Below are 17,923 nucleotides of genomic sequence, written 5' to 3'. Positions count from 1 at the left end.
GCGAAGGTCCGTGATCCGTGCGTCAGACGTTTACTCAGCCTAAAGCATTCCCCGGGGGTCCCCGCGCGCATTGAGGCATCAATCACAGGCGAGGCGGGGAACCGGAGAGCGAGATCACAGGTGACAGGGGGTCAGGGGCTTCGTTCCGGAGGGCGGGGGAGAGGGGTGGCGCGGGTGCGGAGCGGGCCGCCGTGCGCCGTCCCCACAGCCGTGCGACAGCTCGCGCACAAGGCGCGCCCCCGGTGGTGGCGCGGACGGCGTCCGGCCTTCGACGAGGGCCCGCCCGGGGGTGCGCGCGCGGTCTACCATCAGGGCATGACCCGTGTACTGCTCGCCGAGGATGACGCGTCCATCTCAGAGCCGCTGGCCCGTGCCCTGCGGCGCGAGGGCTACGAGGTGGAGGTGCGCGAGGACGGGCCCGCCGCGCTGGAGGCCGGCATGCAGGGCGCCATCGACCTCGTCGTACTCGACCTCGGCCTGCCGGGCATGGACGGCCTGGAGGTGGCCCGCAGGCTCCGCGCCGAAGGGCTCCCCGTACCGATCCTGATCCTCACCGCGCGCGCCGACGAGGTCGACACCGTCGTGGGGCTCGACGCGGGCGCCGACGACTACGTCACCAAGCCCTTCCGCCTCGCCGAACTCCTCGCCCGCGTCCGGGCCCTCCTGCGGCGCGGCGCCGGTGAGGCCAAGGAGGCCCCCGCGACGCACGGCGTCCGCATCGACGTCGAATCGCACCGGGCGTGGATGGGCGACGAGGAACTCCAGCTCACCGCGAAGGAGTTCGACCTCCTGCGCGTGCTCGTCCGCGACGCGGGGCGCGTCGTCACGCGCGACCAGCTCATGCGGGAGGTCTGGGACACGACGTGGTGGTCCTCGACGAAGACGCTGGACATGCACATCTCGTGGCTGCGGAAGAAGCTCGGGGACGACGCGGCGAATCCGCGGTACATCGCGACGGTGCGGGGGGTGGGGTTCCGGTTCGAGAAGAGCTGAGCCCTCCGGGGGGTGTCCGGGGGATCGGCCTGCGGCCTCTTTTGTCCTCAAGCGCCGGACGGGCTGGATTTGGTGCTCGTGCGGGGGGTGCTCGTGCGGTGGGGGTGGTGCCCGTGCGGTGGCGGGGCGGGTTTGCTTCGTGCCCCTTTTGGGTCCTTTTTGTCGCCTTGTGCGGTTTCGCGGCCTAGCGTGAGCGTGAGTCGGCGAAGGGGTGTGCTGTGGGTGTCAGCAAAAGGATCGTGCGGGCGGTGGGGCTCTGCGCGGCCGGGGGGCTCGTGGCCTCGTGCGGGGCGGTGACCGCCACGTCGAGCGCGGGGACCGCCTCGCCCGGCCCCAGCGGCTCCGCCTCGGCCGGTGTCGCCTCGTTCTACACGTATCCCCGCGCGGGGACCATCAGGGGCAAGGCGGCCGGCGAGGTCTTCGCCAGCGAGCCCCTGGACGTCACGCCCGGTCTCGCGGACGCCGCCGCGAGCGCGAAGCGGATCATGTACCGCTCGGACGGCGCGGAGGACCGGCCCGTCGCCGTCACCGGCTTCACGCTCACCCCCAAGGGCACCCCGCCCGAGGACGGCTGGCCCGTCGTGGCCTGGGCGCACGGCACCACCGGGGTCGGACCCGACTGCGCGCCCTCGCGCGCGGCCAACCTCCACCCCTCCCCGGACGACCGCGACGAGAAGCTGATCACGAACCTGCTGCGCAGCGGCTACGCCGTCGTCGGCACCGACTACCCCGACCTCGGCTTCCCCGGCCGTGTCCACGGCTACCTCCAGCTCGGGCCCGAGAGCAACTCCGTCGTCGACAGCGTGCGCGCCGCCCGGCACCTCGACTCCGCGCTCGGCACGCGGTGGTTCTCCGTCGGGCACTCGCAGGGCGGCGCCGCCGCGCTCGGCGCGGGCGAGATCGCGGCGAAGCGGGCGAGCGACCTGAAGTACCTCGGCACCGTCTCGCTGGCCCCCGTGAGCAACCTCGGGGACGCCGTGGGCGCGCTCGCGAAGCTCAAGCCGCCGTACCCGCGGGGCTGGGGCGGCACCGCCTCGTACCTCACCTACATCGGTATCGGCGCCCAGCGCTCGACGCCGTCCGTCGCGTACTCCGACCTGCTGCCGCCCCGCCTCGTGCGGCAGATCCCGGCGGCCGAGCGGCTGTGCCTCGCGCCGCTGAGCGAGCACCTCGAAGGGCTCGACCCGCAGCCGCCCGCGCTCGTCAACGCGGACTGGGGCAGGAGCGAGGCGCTGCGCGCCTTCTTCGCGCAGGCCCAGCCCGCCCACGCGAAGTCGTCGGGCCCCGTGCTGCTGCTCCAGGGCGGCAAGGACACCACGGTCGCCCCGGATCTCACCGAGAAGCTGAAGGGGCAGCTCTGCGGGCTGAAGGACACGGTCCAGTACAAGGCGTACGCGAACGCCGACCACGACGGGCTGCTCGACGCCTCGTACCAGGATCTGGCGGCCTGGCTCAGCGCGAGGGTGAACGGGACGAAGGCGGCCACCGACTGCGGGTGAGTCTCACGGGGCCCGGCCCCGGACCCCGCCCCTCAATCGCCGGAGAGGCCGGGTTCCCACCTGTCAGGATGGCCGCATGCGCCGCCGCCTCATCACGTCCACCCTCGCCGTCGTCCTCGTCGTCATCGCCGTCTTCGGTCTCTCGCTCGTCATCGTCGAGACCCGGACGATCACCAACAGCGCGCAGGAGCGGGTGGACTCCGAGGCCGTGCGGCTCGTGTCGATCGTGGACAGCAGGCTGATCGCCGAGGAGCAGATCACCTCCGAGATCCTGCGCGACCAGGTCGAGGAGGGGCGCTACGCGGTGGTACGGCTGCGCCACCGCGCGCCCATCGAGATCGGCAGCAGGCCGCGCGGGGATGTCATCAAGGCGACCGAGCGCGGCGAGGCGGGCGAGTCCGTGACCGTCGAGGAGCCCCGCTCGGAGGTGACGCGCGAGGTCGGCCGCACGCTCATGATCATCGGTCTCGTCGCGCTCCTCGCGATCATCGCCGCCGCGCTCCTCGCCATCCGCCAGGGCAACCGCCTCGCGGCCCCGCTCACCGACCTCGCCGAGACCGCCGAGCGCCTCGGCTCGGGCGATCCGCGCCCGCGCCACAAGCGGTACGGGGTGCCCGAGCTGGACCGGATCGCGGAGGTCCTCGACGGCTCGGCCGAGCGCATCGCGCGGATGCTCACCGCCGAGCGCCGCCTCGCCGCCGACGCCTCGCACCAGCTCCGCACCCCCCTCACCGCGCTCTCGATGCGCCTGGAGGAGATCACCCTCACGGGGGACATCGACACCGTGCAGGAGGAGGCGAACATCGCGATCAACCAGGTCGAGCGGCTCACCGCCGTCGTCGAGCGGCTGCTCACGAACTCGCGGGACCCGCGCAACGGCTCCGCCGTGCCCTTCGAGCTCGACGAGGTCGTCAAGCAGCAGGTCGAGGAGTGGCTGCCCGCCTACCGGGGCGCGGGGCGTGCCATCGTCCGCTCGGGCCCCCGCCACCTGCGGGCCGTCGGCACCCCGGGCGCGGTCGCGCAGGTGCTCGCCGCGCTCATCGAGAACTCGCTCATGCACGGCGGCGGCACGGTCGCGCTGCGCACCCGCGCGGTCGGCAACCAGGCCGTCGTCGAGGTCACCGACGAGGGCCCCGGGGTGCCGCCCGACCTCGGCGCGCGCATCTTCGAGCGCACGATCTCGGGCCGGAACTCGACGGGCATCGGCCTCGCCGTCGCGCGCGATCTCGCCGAGGCGGACGGCGGGCGGCTCGAACTCCTCCAGGGCAAGCCGCCCGTCTTCGCCCTCTTCCTCTCGCGCACCCGCCCCCGCAAGCCGAACACGGGCGAGGACGGCGGGGAGACGCCGACGGTGCGCTGAGGCTCAGTCCACGTGCACGCGGCGCGGCTTGCGGTGCCTGCCCTGGTTCTCGTGCCCGCGCTCCGGGGTGTGGTGCGCGACGACGGGGGACGGCTGCGGGGCGCGGTGCGCGCTCCCGTACGGGTTCCGCTGGGCGAGCGCCGCCTCCGCCTCGTGGACGGCGGCCGTGACCTCGCGGACCGCCTCCTGGTCCTTCGGCGGCAGCGCGCGGAAGACCCAGCTGCGGTAGGACCAGAAGCGGAAGAGGGTCGCGACGCCGATGCCGCAGAACTTCACGACGTTCGTCTGGAGCGGGGTGTCGAAGCCGAGCCCGTACGTGCCCGCGTAGAGCACCCCGTTCTCGATGACGAGACCGATCGCGCTGAAGAACGCGAAGAGCCCCAGCTCCCGCTTGCGGCCCGACTTGTCGCGGTCGCGGTACGTGAAGTAGCGGAACCCGATGTAGTTGAAGACGATCGAGATGACGGTGGCGATGACGCTCGCGCGCACGTAGGCGAGCGAGGTGAAGTGCCGTACGAGGTTGTAGGCGGCCATGTTCACGAGCACGCCCGCGCCGCCGACCGCGCCGAATTTCGCCAGCTCCGCGACGATGCGTCTCAGCCGCGAGGGCGGGGCACTGGCGTTCGTCATAAGGCGTTTGTCCCCAGGAGACGGGTAAGGACGGTCCCCGCCATGCTAGGCGCTGCGGCGTCCGGACGCCCGGGCACCGGGTGGACCAGCGGGAACGGATAGGCTGGGGCGGTGACATTCCCCGTAGTCGGCATGGTCGGCGGTGGTCAGCTCGCGCGTATGACGCACGAGGCGGGCATCCCGCTCGGCATCACGTTCAAGCTGCTCAGCGATACCCCGCAGGACTCGGCCGCCCTCGTGGCGCACGAGGTCGTCGTCGGGGACTACCACGATCTCGGCACACTCCGCGACTTCGCGCGCGGGTGCGACGTGATCACCTTCGACCACGAGCACGTCCCCACCGAACACCTGCGCGCCCTGGAGGCCGAGGGCATCCCGGTCCGTCCGGGCCCCGCCGCGCTCGTGTACGCCCAGGACAAGGGCCTCATGCGCGCCCGCCTCAGCGAACTCGGCGTCCCGTGCCCCCGTCACCGCCTCGTCGCCGACCCGGCGGACGTGACGCGCTTCGCCGAGGAGGGCGAGGGCTACCCCGTCGTCCTCAAGACGACGCGCGGCGGCTACGACGGCAAGGGCGTGTGGGTCGTCGGCTCCGAGGAGGAGGCCGCCGAGCCCTTCCGCGCCGGGGTCCGCGTGCTCGCCGAGGAGAAGGTCGACTACGTACGGGAGCTGGCCGCGAACGTCGTGCGCTCCCCGCACGGCCAGGCCGTCGCGTACCCCGTCGTCGAGTCGCAGCAGGTCGACGGCGTGTGCGACACCGTGATCGCCCCCGCGCCCGGCCTGGACGAGGAACTGTCCGGGATCGCGCAGGAGATGGCGCTGCGCATCGCCAACGAGCTGGGCGTCATCGGGCACCTCGCCGTCGAGCTGTTCGAGACGCGCGACGGCCGCGTCCTCGTCAACGAGCTGGCGATGCGCCCGCACAACTCCGGGCACTGGACGCAGGACGGCGCGGCGACCTCGCAGTTCGCCAACCACCTGCGGGCCGTCCTCGACCTCCCGCTCGGCGACCCGCGCCCGCGCCAGCCGTGGACGGTCATGGTCAACGTGCTCGGCGGCGACTTCCCCGACATGTACAGCGCGTACCTGCACTGCATGGCCCGCGACCCCGGGCTCAAGATCCACATGTACGCGAAGGGCGTGAAGCCCGGCCGCAAGGTCGGCCACGTGAACACCTACGGCGAGGACCTGCCCGAGGTCCTGGAGCGCGCCCGGCACGCGGCCGGCTACCTGCGAGGGACGATCACCGAATGAGCACGACAGCCCAGCCCCTCGTCGGCATCGTCATGGGTTCCGACTCCGACTGGCCCGTCATGGAGGCCGCGGCGAAGGCGCTCGACGAGTTCGCGATCCCCTACGAGGTCGACGTCGTCTCGGCGCACCGGATGCCGCGCGAGATGATCGCGTACGGCGAGGACGCGGCCGACCGCGGCCTCAAGGCGATCATCGCCGGGGCGGGCGGCGCGGCGCATCTGCCCGGGATGCTCGCCTCCGTGACCCCGCTGCCCGTCATCGGCGTGCCCGTGCCGCTCAAGTACCTCGACGGCATGGACTCGCTGCTCTCCATCGTGCAGATGCCCGCCGGAGTGCCCGTCGCGACCGTCTCGGTCGGCGGCGCGCGCAACGCGGGCCTCCTCGCGGCCCGCGTCCTCGCGGCGCACGACCCCGAGCTGCTCGCCCGGATGCGCGACTTCCAGCAGGACCTGAACGCGCAGGCGACGGAGAAGGGCAAGCGGCTGCGGACGAAGGCCGCGCAGAACGCGAGCGGGGGCTTCGGCTTCGGGAGCTGAGGCCGGGCGTACGTTCTTCCTCGTACGTCACGGGGGTGGCGCCGCGTTCCGCGCGGGGCCGCCTCCGTCCCCCCTTCGGAGAAGAGGTCCCGCCTTGGCCACCCCCCAGCCGTCCCCCGCCCGACTCGAAGAAGCCCGCGCGCTGCTCGCCGGGGCGCCCGTCGTCGACGGGCACAACGACCTGCCGTGGGCCCTGCGCGAGCAGGTGCGGTACGACCTCGGGCGGCTCGACATCGCCGAGGACCAGCGCGGCAGCCTCCACACCGACCTCGCGCGGCTCGCCGCGGGAGGCGTGGGCGGGCAGTTCTGGTCGGTGTACGTGCCGGGCGAGCTGGCCGGGGACGAGGCCGTCGCGGCGACGCTCGAACAGATCGACTGCGTGGACCAGCTCCTCGCCCGCTACCCCGAGCGGCTCGCCGAGGCCCGCACCGCCGACGACATGGAGGCCGCCCGCGCCTCCGGGCGCATCGCCTCGCTGAAGGGCGCCGAGGGCGGCCACTCGATCGCCAACTCGCTCGGCACGCTGCGGGCCTTCCACGCGCTCGGCGTCCGCTACATGACGCTCACGCACAACAGCAACACCGACTGGGCCGACTCCGCGACCGACGAGCCCGCGCACGACGGCCTCACGCGCTTCGGCGTCGAGGTCGTGCGCGAGATGAACCGGCTCGGGATGCTCGTCGACCTCTCGCACGTCGCCCCCGCGACGATGCGCGCCGCGCTGGACGCGAGCGAGGCCCCGGTGATCTTCTCGCACTCCTCCTCGCTCGCCGTCTGCGACCACGTGCGCAACATCCCGGACGACGTCCTGGAGCGGCTGCCCGCCAACGGCGGCATCGCGATGGCCACCTTCGTCCCGAAGTTCATCCTCCCCGAGGCGGGGGAGTGGACGCTGCGCGCCGACGAGAACCTGCGCGCCCGGGGCTTCCACCACCTCGACACGACGCCCGCCGCGATGGCGGCGCACCGCGCCTTCGAGGAGGCCGACCCCCGCCCCTCCGCGACCGCTTCGACCGTCGCCGACCACCTCGACCACATGCGCGAGGTCGCCGGGATCGACCACCTCGGCGTCGGCGGCGACTACGACGGCACGGCCTTCACGCCGAAGGACCTCGACGACGTCGCGGGCTACCCGAACCTCGTCGCCGAACTCCTCGACCGGAACTGGTCCGCGGCGGATCTCGCCAAGCTCACGTGGTCCAACGCGGTCCGCGTCCTGCGCGAGGCCGAGATCGCCGCGAAGGAGATCCAGCGCGGGCGCGGCCCGTCGAACGCGACGATCGAAGAGTTGGACGGCAAGAAGTAGCACTCAGTGCGAGGGAGTTGGGGTTCCCAAGGCCTCAACTCCCGGCATTTAGCTTCTTGTTGAAACTTGTCGCGGAATCGGACACGAACCAACAGTGGCGAACATTGGTCTATGCCTGGCCTGTTGAGCGCGCCTACTCTCGTTGACGCGGCGCCCCCACAGCGTCGGGGCGTCGTTGTTCCACCCCCACTCCTGGAACAACGAGAGGCCGTCACCCCCATGCATCGCAGACCCGTCATGCGTATCGCCCTGTCCACGCTCGCCCTCCTGGGAGGTCTCGGCGTCGCCGCAGGGACCGGCACCGCCGCCCAGGCGGACAGCAAGCCCGAACAGCCCGCCTCCGCAGGGCTGTTGACCGCCCTGCAGAAGGACTTCCACCTCACCGCGCAGCAGGCCGAGCAGCGGCTCGCCGCCGAGAAGCAGGCCGCGAAGACCGACCGCGCGGCCCGCGAGGCGGCCGGTTCCGCCTTCGCCGGTTCGTGGTTCGACGCGAAGAAGGGCACGCTCACCGTCGCGCTCACCGGCACCCGTACCGCCGACGCCGTCCGCGCGACCGGCGCCGAGGTCCGCACCGGCGCCCGGCACAGCGAGGCCCGGCTCACCTCCGTCAAGCGCGCGATCGACCGCATCAAGGCGCCCACGTCGGTCACCGGCTGGCGCGTCGACCCGCGCACGAACCGCGTCGTCGTGGACGTCCTGGCCAAGGACCGCTCCGACAAGGCCGTCCGCGCCTTCCTCACCAAGGCCGAGGACGCCGGGCCCGTCACCGTCCACGCCGTCGAGGGCGCGCCCGAGAAGCCCCGCCCGCTCGCCGCCGGAACCGTCGGCGGCGACCCCTTCTACACCGGCAACGTCCGCTGTTCCATCGGCTTCTCGGTCGTCGGCGGCTTCGTCACCGCCGGGCACTGCGGGCAGCCGGGACAGGCCGTCTACGGCTGGGACAACAGCTACATCGGCAACATCCAGGGCTCGACCTTCCCCGGCGACGACATGGCCTGGGTCAACGTCGGCAGCGGCTGGTGGACGACCCCCGTCGTGCTCGGCTGGGGCACCGTCTCCGACCAGCTCGTCCGCGGCTCCAACGTCGCCCCGGTCGGCAGCTCGATCTGCCGCTCGGGCTCGACCTCGCACTGGCACTGCGGCACCGTCCTCGGCCTCAACGAGACCATCAACTACGCGAACGGGCCCGTCTACGAGGCCACCCACACCAACGTGTGCGCCGAACCCGGCGACTCCGGCGGCTCCTTCATCAGCGGTGACCAGGCGCAGGGCGTGACGTCCGGCGGCTTCGGCAACTGCACGAGCGGCGGCGAGACGTGGTTCCAGCCGGTCAACGAGATCCTCGGCCGGTACGGACTGACGCTCGTCACCTCGTGACACCCCTCGCGAGGCGCTGAGACCCGGGTACGGGGCGGGGACGGCCGGTGGCCCCCGCCCCGTACCGCTGCCGTACGGCCCGCACCGCCGCGCCGCTCGCCCCCGCCACCGCTCGACCCCGCCACCGCCCCACCGCCTTCACCGCCTCACTGCCTTCACCGCCCCACCCCCTCACCCGAACGGCCGTCCCGGCGTGTCGGCCGCCCCGCACCGTGCCACGGTGGGCGCACTGCCCCGTACCCGAGCGAGCACCGGAGCCCTTCCATGGCGCACCTGCGGGACGACGCCCTCCCCGACGACCCCTTCCCCGAAGGCACGGACCCGCTCGGCGGGGACGCCACCGCGCCGCGGCCCGCGCCCGAGGACATCGCGGCGCTGCTCGCCGAGCACCCCGTCGCCGACGGCTACAGCGGGCTCGCCTGGACGCTGCGCCACCTGCCCTGGTGCGAGATGGAACTCGGCGACAGCGCGCTCGGCGCCGACATACCCCGGCTGCGGGCCGGCGGGGTCGGCGCGCAGTTCTGGTCGCTCAAGGTGCCCGGGGACGAGGGCGCGAGCCTCACCCGCACCCTCGAACAGCTCGACTTCGCGCGCGCCGTCGTCGCCGCGCACCCCGGCGCGCTCCGCCTCGCCCGTACCTCCTACGACGTCGCCGACGCGCACGGCCGCGGCCGGATCGCCGTCGTCCCCGGACCCGCCGACGCGCGCGGCATCGACGACTCGCTCGCGGGCCTGCGCACCCTCGCCGAACTCGGCGTCCGCTCCCTGACCCTCGCCGGGGCCCGCTGGGCGGGCGAGGAGGGGCTGAGCGTCTTCGGGACCGAGGTCGTCCGGGAGACGAACCGCCTCGGAATGCTGCTCGACCTCACCGGGGCACCCGCCGCCGTCGTCGCGCGCGTCCTCGACATCTCGCGCGCGCCCGCACTCCTGCGCGCCGGGGCCGCCGCCGTGCGCGAGCACGCGGGCAACGCGCCCGACCCCGTGCTCGCCGCGCTCGGCGCCGCGCGCGGCCTGTGCCTCGTGCCCCTCACCGAGCCCCTGTGCGGCCCCGCGCTCGCCGACACGGCCGACCACATCGACCACGTCCGCGCCGTCGCGGGCCCCGGGTCGGTCGCCCTGTGCGGCGCCCACGACACGGGCGAAGCCCACCCCGAGGGCCTGAGCGACCCCACCGGCTACCCGCCCCTCCTCACCGAACTGCGCGCCCGGGGCTGGAGCGACGCCGAACTGACCGCGCTGACCTGGGAGAACGTCGTCCGCGTCCTGAAGGAGGCCGACGAGACGGCCCGCGAGACGAGCGCCCGCCGGGGCCCGAGCACGGCGCGGCTGGAGGAGCGGGACGAGCTGAGGCCGAGGCCGGTCCCGGGACTGGGGCTGTAGCGGCCGAGAACCCGGCCCCTCCGGGGATGCCCCCGGCCGAAGACGGGGGCGGGGGCCCCGGCAGGCTGCTCAGGCGTTGGGCCGCCCCATCGCCCGGTACGTCCACCCGGCCTCCCGCCACCGCGCCGCGGAGAGCGTGTTCCGCCCGTCCAGCAGAACCTTCTGCTTGACGGCCTCGCCCATCTCCGCCGGGTCGATCTCCCGGTACTCCCCCCACTCCGTGAGGTGGAGCACCACGTCCGCCCCCCGCACCGCGTCCAGCGCCGTGTCCGCGTACCCCAGCGTCGGGAAGACGCGCGCCGCGTTCTTCATCGCGCGCGGGTCGTGCACCGTGACCTGTCCGCCCTGGAGGTGGATCTGCCCCGCCACGTTGAGCGCGGGCGAGTCCCGTACGTCGTCCGAGTCCGGCTTGAAGGCCGCGCCGAGCACCCCGACCCGCACGCCCAGGAAGGAACCGCCCACCGTCTCGCGGGCGAGGTCCACCATCTGCGCGCGGCGGCGCATGTTGATCGAGTCGATCTCGCGCAGGAAGGTCAGCGCCTGGTCGGCGCCGAGTTCGCCCGCGCGCGCCATGAAGGCGCGGATGTCCTTGGGCAGGCAGCCGCCGCCGAAGCCGATCCCGGCGCGCAGGAACTTCCGCCCGATGCGGGAGTCGTAGCCGATCGCCTCGGCGAGCTGCGAGACATCGCCCCCGGCGGCCTCGCACACCTCGGCCATCGCGTTGATGAAGGAGATCTTCGTGGCGAGGAAGGAGTTCGCCGAGACCTTCACCAGCTCGGCGGTCGCGTAGTCCGTGACGAGGAAGGGCGTGCCCTCGCCGATCGGGCCCGCGTAGACCGTACGGAGCAGCTCCTCGGACTCCGCGTCGCGCACCCCGACGACGAGCCGGTCCGGGTGGAGCGTGTCCTCGACGGCGAAGCCCTCGCGCAGGAACTCCGGGTTCCACGCGAGCCGCGCCCCGGCGCCCGCCGGGGCCAGCTCCGCGAGCCGCGCGGCCAGCCGCTCGGCCGAGCCCACGGGGACCGTCGACTTGCCGACGACGAGCGCCGGGCGGGTGAGCAGCGGCGCCAGCGACTCGACGGCGCTGTCCACGTAGCTCATGTCGCAGGCGAGGTCGCCCCGGCGCTGCGGGGTGTTGACGCACACGAAGTGGACGTCGCCGAAGTCGGCGATCTCCTCCCACGAACTGGTGAACCGCAGCCGCTTGGTGGAGCCGTCCAGCCCCGCGACGTGCTTGCGCAGCACCTCTTCGAGGCCCGGCTCGTACATCGGGGTCTCGCCGCGCGAGAGCGACTCGATCTTCTCCGGCACGACGTCGATGCCGAGCACGTCGAAGCCCAGCTCCGCCATGGACGCCGCGTGCGTGGCACCGAGATAGCCGAGACCGATGACGGTGATCCGGGGCGACTGGCTCATGGACGGCTCCTGTGCGACGGGGATACGTGGCGGGGCTGCGTACGGGCCGCCGGAGCGGCCGACCGGCGGGTCGCGCGGGCGCTGCCCCGGCGGATGCCGAGCATAGTCGGCGGCCCCCGGAGCGCTTCGGGGGCGCGGCCGGGAACGCGGGGGCTGTCGGAAAGGTCACTCGGGGTGCGCGTGCCGTAGGCGCGGCAGGCTTCGCGGCCTATTATTCGAAACCGTAGGTTACTTACCGGTAATGAGCGTGCGGGGCAATCCCCGGGGCCCTTCGCGGCACCCCCCGGGTCCGCTCGCGCCGGGCCGTTCGAGAAGGAGACCAGCACCGTGTCCGACTTCGACCTGTACCGTCCGGCCGAGGAGCACGACATGCTCCGCGAGACGGTCCGCGCCCTCGCCGAGGCGAAGATCGGCCCGCACGCCGCCGAGGTGGACGAGCAGGGCCGCTTCCCGCAGGAGGCGCGCGACGCGCTCACCGGCGCCGACCTGCACGCCGTGCACGTGCCCGAGAACTACGGCGGCGCCGGGGCCGACGCCCTCGCGACCGTCATCGTCATCGAGGAGGTCGCCCGCGTCTGCGCCTCCTCCTCGCTCATCCCGGCCGTCAACAAGCTCGGCTCGCTGCCCGTCATCATCTCCGGCTCCGAGGAGCTGAAGAAGAAGTACCTGGGCCCGCTCGCCAAGGGCGACGCGATGTTCTCGTACGCCCTCAGCGAGCCCGACGCGGGCTCCGACGCGGCCGGCATGAAGACGAAGGCCGTGCGCGACGGCGACTTCTGGGTCCTCAACGGCGTCAAGCGCTGGATCACCAACGCGGGCGTCTCCGAGTACTACACGGTCATGGCCGTCACCGACCCGACCAAGCGCAGCAAGGGCATCTCCGCGTTCGTCGTCGAGAAGAGCGACGAGGGCGTCTCCTTCGGCGCCCCCGAGAAGAAGCTCGGCATCAAGGGCTCGCCCACCCGCGAGGTCTACTTCGACAACGTCCGCATCCCGGCCGACCGCATGATCGGCGCCGAGGGCACCGGCTTCGCGACCGCGATGAAGACGCTCGACCACACCCGTATCACCATCGCCGCGCAGGCCCTCGGCATCGCGCAGGGCGCCCTCGACTACGCCAAGGGCTACGTCCAGGAGCGCAAGCAGTTCGGCAAGGCCATCGCCGACTTCCAGGGCATCCAGTTCATGCTCGCCGACATGGCCATGAAGATCTCCGCCGCGCGCGCCCTCACGTACCAGGCCGCCGCCGCCTCCGAGCGCGGCGACGCCGACCTCACCTACCAGGGCGCCGCCGCCAAGTGCTTCGCCTCGGACGTCGCGATGGAGGTCACGACCGACGCCGTCCAGCTCCTCGGCGGCTACGGCTACACGCGCGACTACCCGGTCGAGCGCATGATGCGCGACGCGAAGATCACCCAGATCTACGAGGGCACCAACCAGGTCCAGCGCATCGTCATGGCCCGCAACCTGCCGTGACACGCCGGGCGCGGGGAGACGGAGCGACGCGGGGCGCCCCGCCCCGCGCCCCCGTCCCGCCCCCGCCCGCGCCCCCCTCGCGCCCCCGAGTCGCCCCGCGACCCGTGACCCCCACCCGCCCCCACCCGTTGTGCTCTGCGTCCGCCCCCCACCCCTGAGAGGGACCCAGACACATGAAGCACGACAAGCTCGCCAAGGCCGCCTTCGCCGTCGGTGCCGTCCTCGCCGCCGGTGCCGCCGCCTCCGGCACCGCCTCCGCCGCGGGCCCGACCGACGCGCTCGGCGCCCTGCCCCTCGGCTCCGTCACCGGCGCGCTGCCGGTGGGCGACGTGGCCGGCCAGGTCGCCTCCGGCGAGATCACCGAGAACCCGCTGGAGAACGAGACGGTCGCCGGTGCCGTCCACTCCGTCGAGCAGACCGGTGGCCAGCTCGCGGGCCAGGTCCAGCAGGCCCGCGCGGGCGGCCAGGGCCAGGGCAACTCCCCGATGGTGGGCGGCCTCCCCGCCGCCGGGCTCCTCGGCGGCCTCCCCGTCGGCGGTCTCCTCGGCGGCCTGCCGATCGGCTGAGTCCCGGCCCGCAGCACCCGCCCCGCCCTCCGGTCCGCCGCAGGGCGGGGCCCTTGTCGTCCCGTACGCCTGGAGGTCCCCATGGACGACCCCTCCGCCCGGTACACCGCCCTCGCCCGGCACGAGGAACGGCTGCGCCACGAGGAGCGACGCCGGCGCGAGACGCGTGCCGCCGCCATACGGCGTGCCGCGGCGGAGGCGTGCCGTCCCGCCGCCGTACGCCGCCCGCGCCCCACCGACGCCCTCGTCCCGCCGCGCCCGCGCTCCGGCGAGCCCCCGCACGTCCCGGGCCCGCGTGCGCTCAGCCTCGACGACTTCGCCGAGTCCGCGATGGCCGTCGTCCGCCCCGTCCCCGGCGAGGAGGTCGACCTCGACCTGCGCCTCGGCCCGCCCCCCGCCCTCGAAGCCCTGGCCGCCCCCGCGCCACCCGCGCCGGTGAGCGCCCCGCCGGCCGACTGGCGCGCGGCGCTGCGCCCCGCCACGGTGCTCGACGGGGCCTCGGCGGGCCCCTGGACCGCGTACGGGATCAGCACGCGTACGGCGCCGGGCCCGGCCCGTACCGACGCGCTCGCCCTCGCCCCGTACGGCCCGGGGCTCCTCCTCGCCCTCGCGAGCGGGACCGCCGCCGACGACGCCTGCGCGGCCGTCTACCGGCACGCGCTGCGCACCGCGCCCGCGCTCCGCGAGGCCCTGCGCACCCGCGACGCCGAGGGGTACCGGCGGCTCGGCGAGGAGACCGCGCGCGCCTGCGCGACGGTCCTCGCCGACGAGGCCGTACGGGCGGGGACGCCGCCCGCCGGGTACTCCCTGCGCCTCCTCCACGTCCCCGTGGACGACCCGGGAGCGCCGTGCGGACTGCTGGTGTTCGGCGCGGGCGCCTCAGCCGCCCCCGGCGGGGGTACGGCCGTGCTGCGGCCCGGCGGGGACTGGTACGAGACCCCCGCGACCACCGCCCGCCTCCTCGAAGGCCCGCACCCGGGCGGCGCGTTGCTCCTCACGACGGGCCGCCTCCCCGCCGGCCCCGGTGCCCGCGCGCGCCTCGCGGCGGCGTGGTCTCCGGGACCGCCGCCGGCGGGACCCGTCGCGCTCCTGGGGCAACCGCTCGCATCGGGAGGGGACGTGTCGGCCGTCGTGCTGTGGCGGCGGTGAGGCGAGGGCTCAGGGCTTGCGGGCGATCGCCGAGTAACCCGCCTTGATGACGTCCTCCTCGCCGGGCACCGGCTCGCCCAGCTCGGGGTGCCACTCGCCCTCGGAGACGATGCCGGGCCCGACGAACTCCAGACCGGTGAAGAACTTCTCGAACTCCGCGCGCGGGCGCGGGTGGAGCGAGGCCGTGCCCGAGCGGTAGAGGCTGCCGACCTGCTCGGCCTTCTCGGGCTGGAAGTCGGCGGTCACGTGCGAGAGCACGAGGTAGCTCCCGGGCGCCAGGCGATCGACGAGCCCGGAGACGATCTCGTGGGCCCCGGCCCCGCCGTCGGCGTTCCGGTCCCCGACGAAGTGCAGCAGCGCGATGAGCGAGAGGGCCACCGGCTTGCTGAAGTCCAGTGACTTGGAGGCCCGTTCGACGATCGCCTCGCTGTCGCGGACGTCGGCCTGCACGTAGTCGACGGCGCCCTCGGGGGTGCTGCGCAGGAGGGCCTCGGCGTGGGCGAGGACGATCGGGTCGTTGTCGCAGTAGACGACGCGGGCGTCCCGGGCGACCCCCTGGGCCACCTGGTGGAGGTTGGGCTCGGTGGGGATGCCGGTGCCGATGTCGAGGAACTGCCGTATCCCCTGCGAGGCGAGCCACCGCGTGGCCCGCCGCATGAACTCCCGGTTCATGCGCGCGAGGACGGGGACGTTCGGCTCGATGGCGAGGACCTTGCGCCCCATCTCCTCGTCGACCGGGTAGTTGTCCTTGCCGCCGAGGAACCAGTCGTACATCCGCGCCGGGTGCGGGCGCGTCGTGTCGATGTAGGGGGAGGGGGTGTTCGGGGCCGCTTCGCTCATGCCGCTGCTCTCCAAGTCACACGCTTCTACCGTCATGTAGCAGCGAGAATATGTGAGTTGGCACGGGCACGCAGGACGGGGCGCCCCGGGCCCGTACACGCCCGGAACGCCCCGCTTGCGAGGGCCCGTTCAGTTGCCCGAGACGGTGACCTTGTCGTCGTTCTTCAGCTCGTTGACGAGCTGCTTGACCTTCGGCATGTCCCACGCCAGGTTGCCGCCGACGCTGCCCGCGATCGGCATGTTCATCTGCTTGCCGTCACCGCCCGTGACGCCCTTCATCGCCCAGAACATCGACACGAGGTTCCACAGGCTCATGTCCTTGTCGACGATGAGCGAGTCGAGACCCGAGCCCATCACGGGGTAGAGCTTGAAGGGGTTGATGATCGTGCTCGGGGTGGCGACCTGGTGGGCGAGCGCGGCGAGGAACTTCTGCTGGTTCTTCGTGCGGTCGAGGTCGCTGCCGGGCAGCGCGTAGCGGGTGCGGACGAAGGCGAGGGCCTGCTCGCCGTCGAGGGTCTGCTTCCCGGCCTTGAAGTCGGCGCCCGACTTCCCGTCCTTGAAGCCCTTCGGGATGTCCATCTCGACGCCCCCGACCGCGTCCACGATGCTCGCGAAGCCGTCGAAGCCGATCTCCGCGTAGTGGTCGATGTGCAGCCCGGTGTTGTACTCGATGGTACGCACGAGCAGCTCGGGGCCGTCGAAGGCGTACGCGGCGTTGAGCTTGTTCGCGCCGCGCGCCGGGTACATCTTGCCCGAGTCCGAGCCCTTGAAGGACGGGATCGTGATGTTCGAGTCACGGGGCAGCGAGATCATCGTGGTCCCGTTGTCGCCCGTGTGCAGGATCATCATCGAGTCGGTGCGCTTGCCCTCGGCGGAGCCGGTGTGCAGGCGCTTCTTGTCCTCCTTGGACATCCCCTCGCGGCTGTCGGAGCCGACGATGAGGTAGTTGGTGCCCTTGCCCTCCGCCGGGCGGTCGATGACCTTCGACAGGTCCACCTCGCGGCGGATCTTGCCGTCCGCCCAGAAGTACGTCGAGACAGTCGTCACGAGGAGCGCGGCGACGACGACGATCGCCGTCCACTTGATCCGCTTCCGCCAGTTCGGCGCGGGGCGCGCCGGGCGTCCCTGCGCCGGGCCTCCGGGACCGCCGGGGCCGCCGGGCTGCTGCGGCCCGCCGGGCGAGCCGTAGACCTGCCCGGTGTTGTAGCCGCTGTCGTACCCGCCGTAGCCGTCCTGGTACGGGCCCTGCTGCTGCCCGTACTGGTCCGGCGGCGGGTACGCGCCGCCCTGCTGCCCGTACTGCTGCTGCGGGGGCACGGGAGCCGGGCCCCCGGGGCCCCCGGGCCCGCCGCGCCGCACGTGCGGCATCGAGCGGGCGCCCTCGGGCTGCGCCTCGGCGCTCCCGCGCCCGTATCCCCGGCTGTCGGATCGCTCCCCGCCCCAGCCCTGCGGCCTCTCGTTCATGGGACAAGTCTGCCGCGCCGGGGGGCTCGCCATACAGGGCGGGGAACGAATCGGAGCGGGCCTGTTGCAGAGCTGATGCAAAAGCGGGGGTGACCGGGCGGACATAAAGTGGACGGTATGACTGACCCGGCACCGCGTACGGACCCGGAGATCCCGGGCAAGCCGACCTCGGCATCCCGTACGACGCTCTCGCACATCATGACCGCCACCGACACGAACCTCTACGGCACCGGCCACGGGGGCGTGATCATGAAACTCGTCGACGACGCGGCGGGCGCCGTCGCGGGACGGCACTCGGGCGGGCCGGCGGTGACGGCCTCGATGGACGAGATGGTCTTCCTGGAGCCGGTCCGCATCGGCGACCTCGTCCACGTCCACGCGCAGTGCAACTGGACGGGGCGCACGTCGATGGAGATCGGCGTCCGCGTCATGGCGGAGCGCTGGAACGAGTCGACCCCGGCCCAGCAGGTCGGCACGGCGTACCTCGTCTTCGCGGCGGTGGACGCCCAGGGCCGCCCCCGTCCCGTACCCCCCGTGCTCCCCGAGACGGACACCGACGAGCGCCGCTTCCAGGAAGCCCAGATCCGCCGCACCCACCGCCTCGCCCGCCGTCGCGCGATCCGCGAACTGCGCGAGAAGCGGGTGGCGGAGGGGCTGCTCGACTGAGGGGCGGGAGAGCG

Annotated in this window: 16 protein-coding genes; 12 read left to right on the top strand and 4 right to left on the bottom strand. The window is 73.3% G+C overall.

Features of this window, described 5'->3' with window-relative positions:
* Nucleotides 1–315 precede the first annotated feature (315 nt).
* The 3 genes from STTU_RS12015 (at nucleotide 316) to STTU_RS12005 (ending at nucleotide 3,852) form a co-directional block, all read left to right on the top strand.
* Nucleotides 316–993 (top strand): response regulator transcription factor, encoded by a 678-nt coding sequence (locus STTU_RS12015; RefSeq protein WP_010262370.1) that lies wholly within the window; start codon nucleotides 316–318, stop codon nucleotides 991–993.
* A gap of 218 nt (nucleotides 994–1,211) precedes the next feature.
* A complete protein-coding gene (locus STTU_RS12010) occupies nucleotides 1,212–2,492 on the top strand; it encodes a lipase family protein (protein ID WP_007823055.1) in 1,281 nt (426 codons plus the stop codon).
* 76 nt (nucleotides 2,493–2,568) lie between these two features.
* Nucleotides 2,569–3,852, top strand: a complete 1,284-nt coding sequence (locus STTU_RS12005; protein WP_007823053.1) for an ATP-binding protein — start codon at nucleotides 2,569–2,571, stop codon at nucleotides 3,850–3,852.
* A 3-nt stretch (nucleotides 3,853–3,855) separates the two neighbouring features.
* Here STTU_RS12005 and STTU_RS12000 read toward each other — a convergent pair whose 3' ends face one another.
* Nucleotides 3,856–4,482 carry a GtrA family protein gene (locus STTU_RS12000; RefSeq protein WP_007823051.1) on the bottom strand — a complete coding sequence of 209 codons (627 nt, stop codon included), beginning with the start codon at nucleotides 4,480–4,482 and terminating at the stop codon, nucleotides 3,856–3,858.
* Between the two features lie 111 nt (nucleotides 4,483–4,593).
* Between STTU_RS12000 and STTU_RS11995 the strand changes: the two genes are divergently transcribed.
* The 5 genes from STTU_RS11995 (at nucleotide 4,594) to STTU_RS11975 (ending at nucleotide 10,332) form a co-directional block, all read left to right on the top strand.
* Nucleotides 4,594–5,733 (top strand): 5-(carboxyamino)imidazole ribonucleotide synthase, encoded by a 1,140-nt coding sequence (locus tag STTU_RS11995; protein ID WP_007823050.1) that lies wholly within the window; start codon nucleotides 4,594–4,596, stop codon nucleotides 5,731–5,733.
* Nucleotides 5,730–6,269: a 5-(carboxyamino)imidazole ribonucleotide mutase gene (gene purE / locus STTU_RS11990; protein WP_009068179.1), complete on the top strand. Its 540-nt coding sequence runs from the start codon at nucleotides 5,730–5,732 to the stop codon at nucleotides 6,267–6,269. The genes STTU_RS11995 and purE overlap by 4 nt, the downstream gene beginning before the upstream one ends.
* Before the next feature lie 94 nt (nucleotides 6,270–6,363).
* Nucleotides 6,364–7,575 (top strand): dipeptidase, encoded by a 1,212-nt coding sequence (locus STTU_RS11985; protein WP_007823048.1) that lies wholly within the window; start codon nucleotides 6,364–6,366, stop codon nucleotides 7,573–7,575.
* 219 nt (nucleotides 7,576–7,794) lie between these two features.
* Nucleotides 7,795–8,952: a S1 family peptidase gene (locus STTU_RS11980; RefSeq protein ID WP_009068183.1), complete on the top strand. Its 1,158-nt coding sequence runs from the start codon at nucleotides 7,795–7,797 to the stop codon at nucleotides 8,950–8,952.
* A 264-nt stretch (nucleotides 8,953–9,216) separates the two neighbouring features.
* A complete protein-coding gene (locus STTU_RS11975) occupies nucleotides 9,217–10,332 on the top strand; it encodes a membrane dipeptidase (protein WP_007823046.1) in 1,116 nt (371 codons plus the stop codon).
* Nucleotides 10,333–10,401: 69 nt separating this feature from the next.
* On the opposite strand, the gene STTU_RS11970 is transcribed toward STTU_RS11975, so the two are convergent.
* Nucleotides 10,402–11,748: a UDP-glucose dehydrogenase family protein gene (locus STTU_RS11970; protein WP_007823044.1), complete on the bottom strand. Its 1,347-nt coding sequence runs from the start codon at nucleotides 11,746–11,748 to the stop codon at nucleotides 10,402–10,404.
* A 369-nt stretch (nucleotides 11,749–12,117) separates the two neighbouring features.
* On the opposite strand from STTU_RS11970, the gene STTU_RS11965 reads away from it, so the two are divergent.
* The 3 genes from STTU_RS11965 to STTU_RS11955 all read left to right on the top strand — a co-directional run bounded on the left by STTU_RS11965 (nucleotide 12,118) and on the right by STTU_RS11955 (nucleotide 14,939).
* Nucleotides 12,118–13,224: an acyl-CoA dehydrogenase family protein gene (locus tag STTU_RS11965; protein ID WP_052862492.1), complete on the top strand. Its 1,107-nt coding sequence runs from the start codon at nucleotides 12,118–12,120 to the stop codon at nucleotides 13,222–13,224.
* 173 nt (nucleotides 13,225–13,397) lie between these two features.
* Entirely contained in the window at nucleotides 13,398–13,790 is a 393-nt protein-coding gene (locus STTU_RS11960; protein ID WP_007823040.1) for a hypothetical protein, read from the top strand.
* A gap of 81 nt (nucleotides 13,791–13,871) precedes the next feature.
* Nucleotides 13,872–14,939 (top strand): hypothetical protein, encoded by a 1,068-nt coding sequence (locus tag STTU_RS11955; protein WP_007823038.1) that lies wholly within the window; start codon nucleotides 13,872–13,874, stop codon nucleotides 14,937–14,939.
* A gap of 9 nt (nucleotides 14,940–14,948) precedes the next feature.
* Here STTU_RS11955 and STTU_RS11950 read toward each other — a convergent pair whose 3' ends face one another.
* Nucleotides 14,949–15,779, bottom strand: a complete 831-nt coding sequence (locus tag STTU_RS11950) for an SAM-dependent methyltransferase (RefSeq protein WP_043254943.1) — start codon at nucleotides 15,777–15,779, stop codon at nucleotides 14,949–14,951.
* 129 nt (nucleotides 15,780–15,908) lie between these two features.
* Complete coding sequence (locus STTU_RS11945; RefSeq protein ID WP_043254941.1) at nucleotides 15,909–17,243, bottom strand: LCP family protein; 1,335 nt, start codon at nucleotides 17,241–17,243, stop codon at nucleotides 15,909–15,911.
* 117 nt (nucleotides 17,244–17,360) lie between these two features.
* On the opposite strand from STTU_RS11945, the gene STTU_RS11940 reads away from it, so the two are divergent.
* Nucleotides 17,361–17,909 (top strand): acyl-CoA thioesterase, encoded by a 549-nt coding sequence (locus STTU_RS11940; RefSeq protein ID WP_010273626.1) that lies wholly within the window; start codon nucleotides 17,361–17,363, stop codon nucleotides 17,907–17,909.
* The last annotated feature ends 14 nt before the right edge of the window (nucleotides 17,910–17,923 follow it).

The organism is Streptomyces sp. Tu6071, assembly GCF_000213055.1.
Classification (GTDB): Bacteria; Actinomycetota; Actinomycetes; order Streptomycetales; family Streptomycetaceae; genus Streptomyces; species Streptomyces evansiae.
This window is presented reverse-complemented; position numbering and strand designations above follow the sequence as displayed.

Bases quoted from the DNA above. Each gene is read 5' to 3' on its own strand.
- STTU_RS12015 (WP_010262370.1), top strand. From the start codon at position 316: ATGACCCGTGTACTGCTCGCCGAGGATGACGCGTCCATCTCAGAGCCG.
- STTU_RS11965 (WP_052862492.1), top strand. From the start codon at position 12,118: ATGCTCCGCGAGACGGTCCGCGCCCTCGCCGAGGCGAAGATCGGCCCG.
- STTU_RS11950 (WP_043254943.1), bottom strand. From the start codon at position 15,779: ATGAGCGAAGCGGCCCCGAACACCCCCTCCCCCTACATCGACACGACG.
- purE (WP_009068179.1), top strand. From the start codon at position 5,730: ATGAGCACGACAGCCCAGCCCCTCGTCGGCATCGTCATGGGTTCCGAC.
- STTU_RS11960 (WP_007823040.1), top strand. From the start codon at position 13,398: ATGAAGCACGACAAGCTCGCCAAGGCCGCCTTCGCCGTCGGTGCCGTC.
- STTU_RS12005 (WP_007823053.1), top strand. From the start codon at position 2,569: ATGCGCCGCCGCCTCATCACGTCCACCCTCGCCGTCGTCCTCGTCGTC.
- STTU_RS11980 (WP_009068183.1), top strand. From the start codon at position 7,795: ATGCATCGCAGACCCGTCATGCGTATCGCCCTGTCCACGCTCGCCCTC.
- STTU_RS11955 (WP_007823038.1), top strand. From the start codon at position 13,872: ATGGACGACCCCTCCGCCCGGTACACCGCCCTCGCCCGGCACGAGGAA.
- STTU_RS11945 (WP_043254941.1), bottom strand. From the start codon at position 17,243: ATGAACGAGAGGCCGCAGGGCTGGGGCGGGGAGCGATCCGACAGCCGG.
- STTU_RS11975 (WP_007823046.1), top strand. From the start codon at position 9,217: ATGGCGCACCTGCGGGACGACGCCCTCCCCGACGACCCCTTCCCCGAA.
- STTU_RS11970 (WP_007823044.1), bottom strand. From the start codon at position 11,748: ATGAGCCAGTCGCCCCGGATCACCGTCATCGGTCTCGGCTATCTCGGT.
- STTU_RS11940 (WP_010273626.1), top strand. From the start codon at position 17,361: ATGACTGACCCGGCACCGCGTACGGACCCGGAGATCCCGGGCAAGCCG.
- STTU_RS12000 (WP_007823051.1), bottom strand. From the start codon at position 4,482: ATGACGAACGCCAGTGCCCCGCCCTCGCGGCTGAGACGCATCGTCGCG.